The 12,725-nt window shown below is 72.2% G+C and carries 11 protein-coding genes; 4 read left to right on the forward strand and 7 right to left on the reverse strand.

Translation table 11 applies throughout. From position 1 onward, the window contains the following. Nucleotides 1-53 precede the first annotated feature (53 nt). Nucleotides 54-1,415 carry an FAD-dependent monooxygenase gene (locus AB0J40_RS04660; RefSeq protein ID WP_364447589.1) on the forward strand — a complete coding sequence of 454 codons (1,362 nt, stop codon included), beginning with the start codon at nt 54-56 and terminating at the stop codon, nt 1,413-1,415. Here AB0J40_RS04660 and AB0J40_RS04665 read toward each other — a convergent pair. Beyond that, nucleotides 1,412-2,938: an APC family permease gene (locus AB0J40_RS04665; protein ID WP_364447592.1), complete on the reverse strand. Its 1,527-nt coding sequence runs from the start codon at nt 2,936-2,938 to the stop codon at nt 1,412-1,414. The two genes, AB0J40_RS04660 and AB0J40_RS04665, sit on opposite strands and share 4 nt — an antisense overlap. Before the next feature lie 265 nt (nt 2,939-3,203). Here AB0J40_RS04665 and AB0J40_RS04670 point away from each other — a divergent pair, with 265 nt between their 5' ends. Then, the gene (locus tag AB0J40_RS04670; RefSeq protein ID WP_086677247.1) at nt 3,204-3,680 is read left to right on the forward strand and encodes an Lrp/AsnC family transcriptional regulator; all 477 of its coding nucleotides are present in this window, start codon (nt 3,204-3,206) and stop codon (nt 3,678-3,680) included. A gap of 42 nt (nt 3,681-3,722) precedes the next feature. Here AB0J40_RS04670 and helR read toward each other — a convergent pair whose 3' ends face one another. Next, on the reverse strand, nt 3,723-5,927 hold the full coding sequence (gene helR / locus AB0J40_RS04675) for an RNA polymerase recycling motor ATPase HelR (RefSeq protein ID WP_364447595.1): 2,205 nt from the start codon (nt 5,925-5,927) through the stop codon (nt 3,723-3,725). Between the two features lie 100 nt (nt 5,928-6,027). Next, entirely contained in the window at nt 6,028-7,845 is a 1,818-nt protein-coding gene (locus tag AB0J40_RS04680) for a LamG-like jellyroll fold domain-containing protein (protein ID WP_364447597.1), read from the reverse strand. Nucleotides 7,846-7,924: 79 nt separating this feature from the next. On the opposite strand from AB0J40_RS04680, the gene AB0J40_RS04685 reads away from it, so the two are divergent. Continuing rightward, nucleotides 7,925-8,308 carry a VOC family protein gene (locus AB0J40_RS04685; RefSeq protein ID WP_364447600.1) on the forward strand — a complete coding sequence of 128 codons (384 nt, stop codon included), beginning with the start codon at nt 7,925-7,927 and terminating at the stop codon, nt 8,306-8,308. Here AB0J40_RS04685 and AB0J40_RS04690 read toward each other — a convergent pair. After that, nucleotides 8,284-8,772 (reverse strand): DUF6328 family protein, encoded by a 489-nt coding sequence (locus AB0J40_RS04690; protein ID WP_364447602.1) that lies wholly within the window; start codon nt 8,770-8,772, stop codon nt 8,284-8,286. The genes AB0J40_RS04685 and AB0J40_RS04690 overlap by 25 nt on opposite strands. A gap of 29 nt (nt 8,773-8,801) precedes the next feature. Continuing rightward, a complete protein-coding gene (locus tag AB0J40_RS04695; RefSeq protein WP_364447604.1) occupies nt 8,802-9,761 on the reverse strand; it encodes a WYL domain-containing protein in 960 nt (319 codons plus the stop codon). A gap of 56 nt (nt 9,762-9,817) precedes the next feature. Between AB0J40_RS04695 and AB0J40_RS04700 the strand changes: the two genes are divergently transcribed. Then, nucleotides 9,818-10,426, forward strand: coding sequence for a GNAT family N-acetyltransferase (locus AB0J40_RS04700; protein ID WP_364447606.1), 609 nt, complete (start codon nt 9,818-9,820; stop codon nt 10,424-10,426). A gap of 3 nt (nt 10,427-10,429) precedes the next feature. Here the strand turns inward: AB0J40_RS04700 and AB0J40_RS04705 are convergent, their stop codons facing one another. Together AB0J40_RS04705 and AB0J40_RS04710 are read right to left on the reverse strand one after the other, a co-directional pair. After that, nucleotides 10,430-10,822 (reverse strand): TIGR03667 family PPOX class F420-dependent oxidoreductase, encoded by a 393-nt coding sequence (locus AB0J40_RS04705; protein ID WP_364447608.1) that lies wholly within the window; start codon nt 10,820-10,822, stop codon nt 10,430-10,432. A gap of 66 nt (nt 10,823-10,888) precedes the next feature. Continuing rightward, nucleotides 10,889-12,694: a DUF2339 domain-containing protein gene (locus AB0J40_RS04710; protein ID WP_364447611.1), complete on the reverse strand. Its 1,806-nt coding sequence runs from the start codon at nt 12,692-12,694 to the stop codon at nt 10,889-10,891. Between the last annotated feature and the right edge of the window lie 31 nt (nt 12,695-12,725).

Consider the following 12,725-nt stretch of genomic DNA (forward strand, 5'->3'; position numbering starts at 1 on the left):
GACGCTTTAACTTGTTAAGGACATCCTAGTCCTTAACAAGTTAAGGGGGACCCATGGATGCCGATGTGATCGTCGTGGGCGCGGGCCCGGTGGGCCTGTTCCTCGCGGCCGAACTAAAGTTGGCGGGCGCCGAACCGCTCGTCCTGGAGCGGCTGGAAGCACCGTCCGAAGAGCCGAAAGCCCGCGGCTTGGGCGCACTGGCGACCGAAGCGCTTTGGCGACGCGGTCTCGGCGACCGGCTCGCCGAAGCCGACGTCGAAGGCACGAAGGACCTCGCCCGCGACCACGGCACCACCCGCGGCCACTTCGCGAACATCTTCAAGATCGAGCCCCGCGCAGACCGCCCGCGGACGAACATCTGGCAGCCGGAGCTGGAACGCGTCCTCGCGAAGCACGCCGAAGGCGTCCGGGTGCTGCGGGACCGCGAGGTCACCGCGCTGGAGTCCGATGTGGACGGTGTCACCGTGACCGCCGGACGGACGTGGCGCGCGAAGTACGTCGTCGGCTGCGACGGCGGCCGCAGCACGGTCCGGAAGCTGGCCGGCTTCGCCTTCCCCGGCACGCCGGCGCTGCTGCGCACGGTCGCCGGGCAGGCGCGGTTCGCCGGGGCCGTCCCGCCGGCCGGGCGGTACGCCGGGGGCACGTTCCTGCACGGCGGCAGCATGGTCGGCATCACCGAACCCGCGACGAAACCGGAGCCGGTCACCGCGGCGGACTTCGCCGAGAGCATCCGGCGGATCACCGGCGCGGACGTCGTCGTCGAGGAGTTCCGCGAGGAACGGCGCTTCGGCGACCAAGCCCGGCAGGTCGACGACTACCGCCGCGGGCGCGTCCTCCTGGCCGGTGACGCGGCGCACGTGCACTCGCCCAGCGGCGGCCAGGGCCTCAACCTCGGGCTGCTCGACGCGCTCAACCTGGGCTGGAAGCTCGGCGCCGTCCTCCGCGGCGACAAGCCCGAAGCGTTCCTCGACACGTACACGCGCGAAAGGCATCCAGCCGGCGAAGCCGTGCTACGCAACACGAGGGCGCAGTCCGCACTGCTGGCACCCGGCCCGCACGTCGACGCGCTGCGCGAGATCGTCGCGGAGCTGATGGACCTGCCGGAGGCGAACAGGTACTTCGCGGACCTCCTGTCCGGGGTCGGCACCCGCTACGACTTCCCTTACCCCGCCGGAAAGCCGGTCGGCGAGCACTGCCCGGACCTCGAACTGGCCCACCCCGACGGCCACCGGAGCAAGCTGCACGAACACACCCGCACCGGCCGCGGCCTCCTGCTGACCCCGGACGACGTGACCGAACCGCGAGTCGACGTCGTCCGCGTGACGAACACCGGCCCGCTGCTGCTGCGCCCCGACGGCGTCATCGCGTGGGCGGGCGAAGGCTCGCCGGCGACCGCGCTGGACACCTGGTTCTAGCCCGGCTCGATGACGTCGCCGCCGCGTCGCACCACCCCGCGCGGCAACCGGCGGCCGGCGAAGAAGTCCCGGCACGCGCGGTGGACGGCGAACATCAGCGGCACGCCGAGCACGATCGACACCACGCCGATCACCGCGACCCCGCCGATCCCGAACACCGTCGTCTCGCCCGCGTCCGGCTTCGCGTACTCCACCAGCGCGAACACCAGCACGGCCAGGAAGAACACCCCGCCGGCGAACGGCAACAGCCCGCGCAGCACGAAGTTGCGCACGCTCGCCAACAGCGTCCGGCGAAACACCCAGACGCAGGCCAGCGCCGTCATCGTGTACTCGATCGCGATGGTCAGCCCGACCGCGTCCACCGAATCCGAGAGCACGTTGTCGCTGACCAGCGCCAGGAGCACGTACACCGCCAGCGACACGAGCCCGAACGTCCAGGTGGCCACCGACGGCGTCCGGAACCGCGGGTGCACGCGGCCGAACACGCGGGGCAGCGCGCCGTGGCTGGCCATCGACAACGTCGTGCGCGCCGCGGGCATGATCGTCGCCTGGCTGGTGGCCGCGCCGCTGGTGAGCACCGAGACGATCAGCAGCACGCCCAGCACCTTGCCCGTCGTCCCGTCGCCGAAGACCGCGCTGCCGAGGCCGGCGAGGACGTCGTCGGAGTTGGCCTCGTTGCCCAGGCCGATCCCCTCGGCACCGACGCCCGCGAAGGCGAGCGCGGCCACCGTGACGAGCAGGTAGTTCAGCACCAGCAGCACGGTCGAAAGCACGGCGGCGCGGCCGGGCGCGTGGCGCGGATCGGCGGACTCCTCGTTGACCGAGAGCGAGCTTTCCCAGCCCCAGTAGATGAACACGGCCAGCAGCACGGCCGAGACGGCGGTGCCCGCGCCGACCCCGCCCGGCCAGAGCCAGTCCAGGCGCGGCACCGAGGCCTGCGGCCCCGCTGTGCCGTCGAAGACGCGGACGAGCGCGACGACCGAGAACAGCACCAGGACAGCGAGTTCGACGCCGAGCAGGATCCACTGCGCCCGCGCCGACACCTCGATGCCGCGGTAGCAGAGCCAGCACAGCACCAGCAGCCACGCGGCACCGATCGCCGTCGTGACCCACCGGTTGTCCGCCGCGCCGGACGCGCCGAACAGCAGCAGCGTGTACCGGCCGGTCAGCGCCGACTGGCTGCTCATCACCAGCAGCTGGGCGACCGTGACGACCCAGCCGGTGAACCACCCCGCGTGCGCGCCGAACGCGCGGGCCGCCCACGTGAAGTTGGTGCCGCAGTCGGGTTCCGCGGTGTTCAGCTCCCGGAACGCGAACGCCACGAACAGCACCGGCACGAACGAAAGCAGCACGAACGCGGCCGCCTTGAAGCCGGTGCCGGCCAGCACGATCAGGCCGAGCGTGGCCGCGATCGAGTACGCCGGCGCGGTCGACGACATCCCGATGACCATCGACGACACCATGCCCAGCGCGCCACCGCGCAGCCCCTTCTCCGGGACGGCGGGAGCGAGTGCCACGGTCATTGCGTTGGTCCTCCTGGGGTTGCGGGCGACGGCAAAGCCGACAGACGGTACCCGCCGCGGCCCCGCGAGCGGGTCCGGCTGTGCGCGGGCGCACAAAACCGCCTCGGAATGACTCGTGAGTTTCCCCCTCAGCCACCGAATCCTCGGCAAATCACGATCCTGGCGCCGGATCACGTGAAGCTGGCGCAGGGGTCTCGCTTTCTGGTCAGGTCTCGATACGCTGCGCACTTGACAAATCACATGCCGAAACACAGGGAGGGACGGCATGGGTGACGATTCACGTGCGCGCGGACTGGACAACACGGACAGATCGCTCATCGCCCTGCTGCAGCAGGACGGCCGCGCGTCGTTCACCGCGCTCGCGAAGGCGGTGGGGCTTTCGGAGGGAGCCGTCCGCCAGCGCGTGCAGCGGCTGCTGCGCGACGACCTCATGCAGATCGTGGCGGTGACCGACCCGGTCAACGTCGATCTGACGCGCCAGGCGATGGTCGGCATCAGCGTCGACGGCGCTGATCCGCGCGAGGTGGCGGACAAGCTGTCCGAGCTCGCGCACGTGCACTACGTCGTGCTGTGCGCCGGGCGCTACGACCTGCTGGCCGAGCTCGTCTGCCGGGACGACGACCACATGCTCGAAGTGCTGGGCGAGGAGATCCGCAAGATCGACGGCGTGTCCGGGACCGAGCTGTTCGTCTACCTCAAGCTGGCCAAGCAGAACTACGCCTGGGGCCGGCTCACGGCGTAGCTCGTGCGGGGATGACGGACCCCACCCGCCATCCCCGCCCGGCTACAGGAACCGCCGGTGCCCGGCGCGCACGGGCGTGCCCGCGTCGGCGAGCCCCGACAACACCGCCGGCAGCGGATCCCGGTGCAGCACCCCGAGGCGCTGCGTGGCGCGCGTGAGCGCGACGTACAGCTCGGCCGCGCCCCGCGCGCCTCCGGCCAGGATCCGCTCCGGTTCGACGACGAGGACGGCGTCGAACTCCAGGCCCTTGGCCGCCGACGGCGGGACCGTGCCGGGCACACCCGGCGGGCCGATGACGACGCTGGTGCCTTCGCGCCCGGCTTCGGCGCGGACGAATTCGCCGATGGCGGCCGGCAGTTCGCCATCGGCGATGCGCCGCGACCACGGCCGGATTCCGCACGCGCGCACCGATTCCGGCGGCCGCACGTCCGGCGCGAACTCCGCGAGGAGCGCGCCGGCGACGGTCATGATCTCCGCCGGCGTCCGGTAGTTGACGGTCAGCTCCCGGTACACCCACCGGTCGGCGACGTACGGCGCCAGCACCGGCCCCCACGCCGTCGCCCCGGCCGGGCTGCGCCGCTGCGCCAGGTCGCCGACAATCGTGAACGACCGGCTCGGGCACCGCCGCATCAGCACCCGCCAGTCCATTTCGGACAGTTCCTGAGCCTCGTCGACGACGACGTGCCCGTACGTCCAGTCGCGGTCGGCGGCGGCACGTTCGGCGAGGTCGCGCGGGTCGCGTTCGGTGAACCGGCCGGCCAGGTCTTCGGCGTGGAGCAGGTCGGTGGCGACCAGGCCGAGGTCTTCGTCCAGTTCCTCGCGGTCCAGCTTGATGAGGTCCATGACGCCTTCGGCGTACTCGGCGTCCTCCCGCGCCCGCCGGCGGGCCGCGGCGCGTTCGGCGGAGGCGTCGTGGCCGAGCAGATCGACCAGCTCGTCGAGCAACGGCACGTCCGAGACCGTCCAGGCCGCGCCGTCCGCGCGGAACAGCGCGGGGTCGGCCCCGGCGGCCGCGAGCCGGCGCGGCGACATGTACAGCGGCGCCAGCAGCGTCTCCGGCGTCAGCTCCGGCCACAGCGCCGCGAGCGCGGCGTCGAAGCCTTCGTGTCCGGCCAGCTCGTCGAGGACGTCGGCACGCAGCTCAGCCCACGCCCCGCGATCTTCGCTGGTCAACCAGCCCTCGCCGATGCGCGCGACGGCCCGCTCGGCGAGCGCCGTCACGACGTGCTCGCGGAAGACCGCGCGGGCCTCGTTGTGCGGCAACCCGGACCGGCGGGCCGCCAGCCGGGCCTCCTCCGCGATGCCGGCGTCGAGGTCGACGGTGACGTCGGCCAGCTCGACCGGCACCGGTTCGTCGGGCACCTTCTGCCGGTCGGCGACCGCCGCCTTCAGCACGTCGAGGATCTTCAGCGAACCCTTGAGCCGCGCGGCTTCCGGCGTGTCCTCGGCGGTCACGCGCAGCCCCGGGACGAGGTCGCCGGTGGTCCGGAAGACGACGTCGGACTCGCCGAGCGACGGCAACACCCGGCCGATGTGGTCCAGGAACAGCGGGCTCGGCCCGACCACCAGCACGCCGCTGCGCGACATCCGCTCGCGCCGGGTGTAGAGCAGGTACGCGACGCGGTGCAGCGCGACGGCGGTCTTGCCGGTGCCGGGCCCGCCCTCGACGACGAGCACGCCCGGGTGGCCGAGCCGGATGATCTCGTCCTGCTCGGCCTGGATCGTCGCGACGATGTCCCGCATGCCCTCGCCGCGCGGCGCGTTGACCGCGGCCAGCAGCGCCGCGTCCCCGCGCTCGTCGGCACCCGGCCGGCCGAGCACCTCGTCGGTGAAATCGACGACTTTCCGCCCCATGGTGTGGAACTGACGACGGCGGCGCGTGTTTTCCGGCGTCGCCGCGGTGGCGACGTAGAACGGGCGCGCCGCCGGTGCCCGCCAATCCAGCAGAAGCGGTTCGTAGTCGTTTTCGCCGTCGAAGAGACCGATCCGGCCGATGTAGCTGGTTTCGCCCGAAAGGGTGTCCAACCGGCCGAAGCAGAGCCCATTGTCGGCGACGTTCAGCCGGACCGTCTCCCGCGCCCGGACGCGCACGTCCGCGTCCCGCTCCACCAGCGTGGTCCCCGGTTCCCCGAGAGCGGAGCGGTAGCGGGCGCGCGCTTCGTCACGTTCGCGGTCGAGGCGCGCGTACAACCCGTTGACGTACGCGCGCTCCGCCCGCAATTCCTCGTCGTACCCCTGATTTGACAAATTCCCCTCACAGCGGTTAGACTTACGGAACATTCGATGGGCCATCCTGTTTGTTCGGAAGGCACGTCGATTTTTTATTGTCCACCCGCTGTCAAGGGCCTCAGCCCAGCATGAATTCACGCGGGTTCAGCGGCCGGTCGACCACCCGCACGTCCCCCAGCAACCCGGCGAAGCTCCGGTCCACCTTGCCGTCGTACGACGACGCGCCGACCAGCCACGAACCGCCCGGGTTCGCGAGCCCGATCGCCGGCGTGGCCGGGTTCCGCACCACCGGGCAGCCGTCGACATAGACGACCGTGCGCCGCCCGTCGTTGACCACCGCGACGTGCCACCACTTCTCGACCGGCAGCTCGTGGCCCCAGTTCGTCGAGATGCGGTCCTGGTTGAGCGGGAACACCGCCCACTGCAGCTCGCCACCGTCCGAAAGGGACAGTGTGGCCGCCGATTCCTTCGGGTCGTCGCCGGTCTTGCCCGCGGCCGCGCCGCTGCCCTCGCGGGCGAACAGGCCGCACCAGCCGTGGTGACCGTCCTTGAAGTTCGCCGGCAGCCAGAAGAACGCCTCGACGGTGTAGCCGCGCTCGAACGTCAGCTTGTTCATGGGCGCCGCGTCGACCGTGCGCAGGTACGCGCCCCGGCTCGGGTCGCGGCCGCCGTCGAACCGCAGGCTCGCCCGCGACGGCTGCCGCGGCGAGAACTCGCTCGAGAACTTCAGCGCGTCCGGCCCGCTGCCGGGCGCGGTGACGCGGGTGAGGTCGTTACCACGCCCGGTCTGGTCGCGCACGACGACGTTGTCCGGCACGGGCTTCCCATCCTGGCCACCTTCGAAGCGCCAGTAGGCGACCGTGCCCGGCACCAGCTGCTGCTTCGCCGGACGCCCCGGCGGCACCGGCACCGGCGCGAAGCCCTGGAAGCGCTCGGCGAAGTCGATCTCCAGGCTGAAGTAGTCGGCGGTGCCGCTGCGTTCGACCTCGATCCGCTGCATCTCGGACAGGTGGTCCTGCGCGGCGAGCCACGGCGAGAACGTCCGGACGTCGATGACGCCGCGCGCGAGGTCGAACTGGTAGAGCCGGACCATCGCGCTGCCGCCGTAGTAGCGGTCCTGGTAGTTGGCGATGTGGACGTGGACGTCGTGCCCGGCGGCGTTCTTGCGGACCGTGCGCCCGGTCGGCCAGTAGTGGCCGTTCAGCGTCAGGAAGATCTGGTCGTTGCCGTCGACGAGTTCCTTCCAGACCATCTCGCCGAAGGTGGAGAACTGGGCTTGGTGGTCGTCGTCGGCCCAGACCAGCTCGTGGATGGTGAGGATGGCGGGCAGCGCCGGGTGCTGCGCGAGGACCTGCTTCGCCCAGTTCAGCCCGCCGGCCGAGGGCCGCCAGTCCAGCGCGAGCAGCAGCCAGTCGCGGCCGCCACCGCGGAAGATGTGGAAGGTGTTGTAGCCGTCCTTCGACGCGCCGCGGAACGTCGGCGAGGTGCGCTGGCGCTGCGGGCCGAACGCGTCCAGGTACGGCGACGGGCCGCGCTGGTCGTCCTTCGAGCCGTCGATGTCGTGGTTGCCGGCGAGGGTGCTGTACGGGAACCGGCGGCGGTCGAGGGCCTGGAACGACCTGCTGATGCGGGCGAACTCGTCCGCGCGGCCGTTCTGCGTGAGATCTCCGAGGTGAGCGAGGAAGACAACGTTGTCATCGGCCTCGTCGAGGACGTACCGCAGCGAGGCGTCCAGTGGGGCCGCGTCCCCGCGGTCCTCGTCGAACAGGTACTGGGTGTCCGGCATGACCACGAGCGTGAAGCGCGGATCTTCGGCGTCCGGGCGGTGCAGGCCCTGGGCTTCGGCGGCCGGCGCGCCGAGGACGCCCGGCAGGGTCGCCGCGGCGGCGACGGCCGGGGCACCGAGGAGGAAGGTCCGGCGAGAAGTGTCAGTCACGGGCGGGAAGCTACGGGCGCCGGCCGACTGCCCCGGCAACTGCTGCCGAACACGGGATGAACAGCGGTACTGTGCGCGCATGCGGGTCTTCCGGCTGATCCAGCCCGTCGACGACATCGAGGTCGCGGTCGCCTTCTACGCCGCCGTCCTGGGCGACCCCGGCGAGCGGATCTCCGTCAACCGGCACTACTTCACCTGCGGCGGCGTGGTGCTCGCCTGCGTCGAGGCGCCACTCGAACACCGCGAACCGCGGCCGCGCAAGGATCCGCGGATCGTCTACCTCGCGGTCGACGACGTCGAGGAGACGTTCGGGCGGGTGCGCGCCGCCGGGCCGCGCTGGCTCGACGACGCGATCGAGACCCAGTTCTGGGGCGAACGGTCCTTCTACGCCGACGACCCCTTCGGCAACCCGCTCTGCTTCGTCCAGGAGGACACGCTCTACTTGGGCGGTCCCGTCGGCTGATCGCCGTTCGCCGGGTTCAGCCGCAGCGGCATCGCGAACCAGAGGATCCCGAAGATCAGCACGCAGAGCACGCCCATGACGATCATCGCGATCTCGCCGTAGACCACCTTGGCGATCAGCGCGACCGTCGACGTGATCGCCAGGGCGAGGCAGACCAGGCCGACCAGCACCAGGCGGTTGCCGACCGTCAGGATCCGCTCCCGGCTCCCGGTGCGGAACAGCAGGCGGTGCCACGCCGCGGGCGCGGTCAGCAGCGCCGTCGCCGCCACCGCGAGCGCCACCGCGGACAGGTGCAGCGACTTCTCGAACCCGCTGGCGTCGTGGAAGCGGTCGGTGAACACGACCGAAAGCAGGAAACCGAACAGGATCTGCACGCCGGCCTGCGCGACGCGCAGCTCCTGCAGCAGCTCGCCGATGTTGCGCTGCAGCTTCTCGTTGCGGGTCTCGCCGGTGTGTTCCGCCACAGGAAGACGATACGCGGGTTCCGTCCGGTTCACCGGTCTTCGGCGGCGGCCAGCAGGCGCTGCCCGAGCACGCGGACGGCCTCCCGGACTTCGCGGCACCGCACGATCCGGAACGGCGCCGGGATCCGGGCGAGCTGCTCGGCGTACCACGCGGGGTTGCTGGTACTGCCGGTCAACCGGGTCGTTCCATCGTCGACGCGCGCCAGCTTCCCGACGGCGCGCGCCAGGCACCGGCCCACGAGGTCGAGCGGCGCGTCGATCACGACTTCGACGTCGTACTCCCAGCCGACGGCGAGGTGGTCCTCGACCGTCGCGACGGGGTCGAGGTCCCGCGGCGGCTCGAAGGTGCCGTCGCCGATCTCGACGCCGCGGACGCGGTCGATCCGGTACGCCCGCTGCGCGCCCTTCGGGTGGGTGCGGCACAGCAGGTACCACCGGCCGTGGCGGACGACGACCGCCCACGGGTCGACCTCGCCGTCCCACTCCGTGCCCGCCTCGGAGCGGTAGCGGAGCCGGACGCGCCGATGCTCGGCGCAGGCCTGGACGAGGGCCGCCGTGGTGTCGTGATCCGGCCGCGCGGCAGCGGCGTCCGGAGCGGGCGCGGCGGTCCGCCGGACGGCCTCGGCCTGCGCCGCGACCGGCTCCGGGAGCGCCTGCACGATCTTGCCGAGCGCGCCGCCGACCAGGGTGGCGGAGTCCCGGGCGTCGTGGTGCCCGTCGAGCACGGCCATGACCAGGCCTAGCGCCTCGGCCGGGCTGAACGTCAACGGCGGCAGCCGCAGGCCACGCCCGACCCGGTAGCCGCCGTACGGCCCGCGCGTGGCGACGACCGGGATGCCGGCCTCGCGCAGGATGCCGACGTAGCGCCGGGCGGCGCGTTCGGACACGCCGAGCTTGGCCGCGAGCCGGTCGGCGGTGCTGCCCGGACCGGCCTGCAGGAGCTCCAGCGTGCGCAGCGCCCGCGCCGTCGGGCTCGTGTCGTCCGCCATGGCGATTCTCGATTCCGGCAGTGGATCGTCCGGAATCGATCCTAGGCTGCGCGACCATGACCGCCGACGTCGACATCGTCCCCGCCAACGAGGCGTCCTGGGCGGACCTCGTCGCGATCTTCGGCACCGCCGACTACCCCGGCCGCTGTCAGTGCCAGCGGTTCAAGGTCGCCGGCTGGATCTGGCGCGACTCCACCCAGGAGCAGCGGACCGCCATGCTGCGGAGCCAGACGGCTTGCGGGGTCCCGGACGCCACCACGAGCGGGCTCGTCGCGTACGTCGACGGCGAGCCGGCCGGCTGGGTCGCCGTCGAGCCGCGGACCGCCTACCCCAAGCTGCGCGGCTCGCGCGTCCCGTGGAGCGGCCGCGCCGAAGACAAGGACGACGACGGCGTCTGGGCCGTGACGTGCTTCGCCGTCCGCAAGGGCTACCGCGGCCGTGGTCTCACCTACCCCTTGGCCGAGGCGACGATCGGCTTCGCCCGCGAACGCGGTGCGCGCGCGCTCGAGGCGTACCCGATGATCACCCGGCCGGGCAAGGAGATCACGTGGGGCGAACTGCACGTCGGCGCCCGTCAGGTGTTCGCCGACGCCGGGTTCACCGAAGTCAGCCACCCCACACCGCGACGCGTGGTCATGCGTATTGAGTTGTCTACAGTGGACTGATACTCACCACCCCCAGGAACGCTCGGGCACCACGCGGATGCGGACGGAGTACTCGGCGTCGAACGCATCGGGCGTCTCGAACCCGATGGCGGCATACGCGGGGCCGTACTTGTCGAGGTAGCCGGGTGCGTCCGACGCCTTCCCGGGTTCGACGTGCGCCTTGCCGTTCACGACGAGGACCGCACCGCCGCCTTCGTTGCTGTTGAGGTGAAAGCTCACCTCGGGGTTGGCCTCGATGTGCCGCAGCTTCGCGGTGTCCGGCTTGCTGAACACCACGATGTCGTCGCCGTCGAGGACGAACCACACCGGTCGCGGTGCGGGCCGCCCCTTCGGCGTGACGGTGGTCAGCCAGCCGATCCGTTCCGCGGACCGGTCGGCGAGGTTCGGTTGGGTCATCGGTCGCTCCCCCTGGTCGTCGGGTTGTGATCCAGGTAACCACAGGGGTACGACAATTCTTCCGCGTCAGCGGGAGGCGACCCGCCGCGCGTACCGCGTCCCGGCCGCGAGCAGGACCAGTCCCGCGCCGAGGAACGCGCCGACGCGCGCGAGGCCGTCCAGCGTCGCCAGGTCGAACAGCACCAGCTTCAGCACGGCGGCGCCGACCAGGACCAGCCCGATCACGCGCAGCGCGACGACGTCGATGCCGCGCAGCAGCAGCACCAGCGCCGCGATCGTCCAGGACACCGTGATCAGCGCGTGGCCGAGCAGGAAGCCGGTGCGCCCGGGGACGGCCAGCAGCGACCCGCACAGCACGACGCCGGCGGCGCCGTACAGCGCGGAAACCCCGGCGACGAGCCAGATCGGCAGGTCGTCGGCCGGCCCACGGAAGACCGCCAGGCGCAGGGCCGCCCACGGCAGCGCGACCGAAACGGCGAGGAGCAACGCGGCGACCGCCAGCGCCCCGGCGACGTCGCCGGCCGGCCGGATCCGGTACACCATCAGCAAAACCGGGGTCACGTCGAAGAACACGCCGATGACGCCGCCGATCATCGCGAAGCCGAGCGCGGCGCCCAAGGCGACCTTGTTGCGGCCGCCCAGCGCGGCCACGACGAGCAGCAGCGCCTCGCCGAGCAGCACGGCGGCGCGCGCCGGACCGTCGAACTGCGTGACGGTCGCCTGCAGGATCGCCAGCAGCCCGGCGAGCCCGGCCAGCTGCCCGGCGAGACCCGGCCACCAGCGGCGCGCCGCCCACACGGCCAGCAGGACGACCCCGGCACCGGCCGCGACGGGCACCGCCTGGACCTTCGGCAGCAGCACGGCCGCGACGAGCGTGGGCAGGATCGCCGTCGCCAGCAGGGAAAGCGCGGCGGGGTCGTTTTCGCGGCGGCGCAGGACGATCACCGCGAGCGTGACGCCGACGAATCCCGCGCCGAGCGCCGCGGAGGTGTTCGCCCAGCCGCTGTGCACCACCGCCGTGCTGACGACGGAGGCGAACAGCGGCGGCACGCCGGCGGCGAGCGTCAGCGACGACCAGTCGCGGCGCAGCTGCACCGGCGTCGTCGCGAGCTGGACCATCAGCAGGAAGGTGACGAGTTCGGGGCTGAAGCCGCCGGTGATCATCGGCGCGCAGACGACACAGCCGATGACGACGGCGGAGGCCAGCAGCGGCGACTCCCAGCGCACGGCCACGAGCAGCCCGCCGACCGCGACCGCCAGTCCGGCGGCGAGGCCGGCGAGGACCGGCAGGAAGCTGTAGAGCGCCGTCGCGGCGACGGCGTCCAGGTAGAGCGTCGCGATGCCGGTGGCGGCGAGGGCGAAGGCGCCGGTGCGGCCGGCGGGCTTGCGGTGCAGCCAGACGCCGGCCCCGGCCAGCGCGAGCCCGAAGGCGGCCCCGACGAGCACGCGCGGCAGCGGCCCGAGCCAGCCGCGCTGGACGGCCAGCACGAGCAGCAGGACGACGCCGAGCAGCGTGACGGCACCGCCGACCCAGGCCAGGACGCGGCTGCCCGCGCCTTCCTTGCCGAGCTTTTCGCCGAGCGTCGGGCGCGGCGGGGGCGGCAGGTAGGGCGACGGCGGCGGGGCGTAGCGCTGCTGAGGTGGCTGCCAGGGGTTCTGCGGCCAGGGCGCCTGCTGCGGAGGCGGCTGCGGCCAGGGCTGAGCCTGGGGCTGGGGCTGGGGAGGCGGAGGCACGGCCGGCTTCGACGGCTCAGCCTGCTTCGGCTGTTCGGCCCGGACGGAACGGAGTTCGGAGCCCACCACGGCGAGACGACGCCCCAGGTCGTCGATCTCGCCGGCGAGCCGGAGGAGCACATCTGCGTCGGTGGTCATACCGGACAGAGTCACCCACAACGGCCCGCCG

The organism is Amycolatopsis sp. NPDC049691, assembly GCF_040675005.1.
Classification (GTDB): domain Bacteria; phylum Actinomycetota; class Actinomycetes; order Mycobacteriales; family Pseudonocardiaceae; genus Amycolatopsis.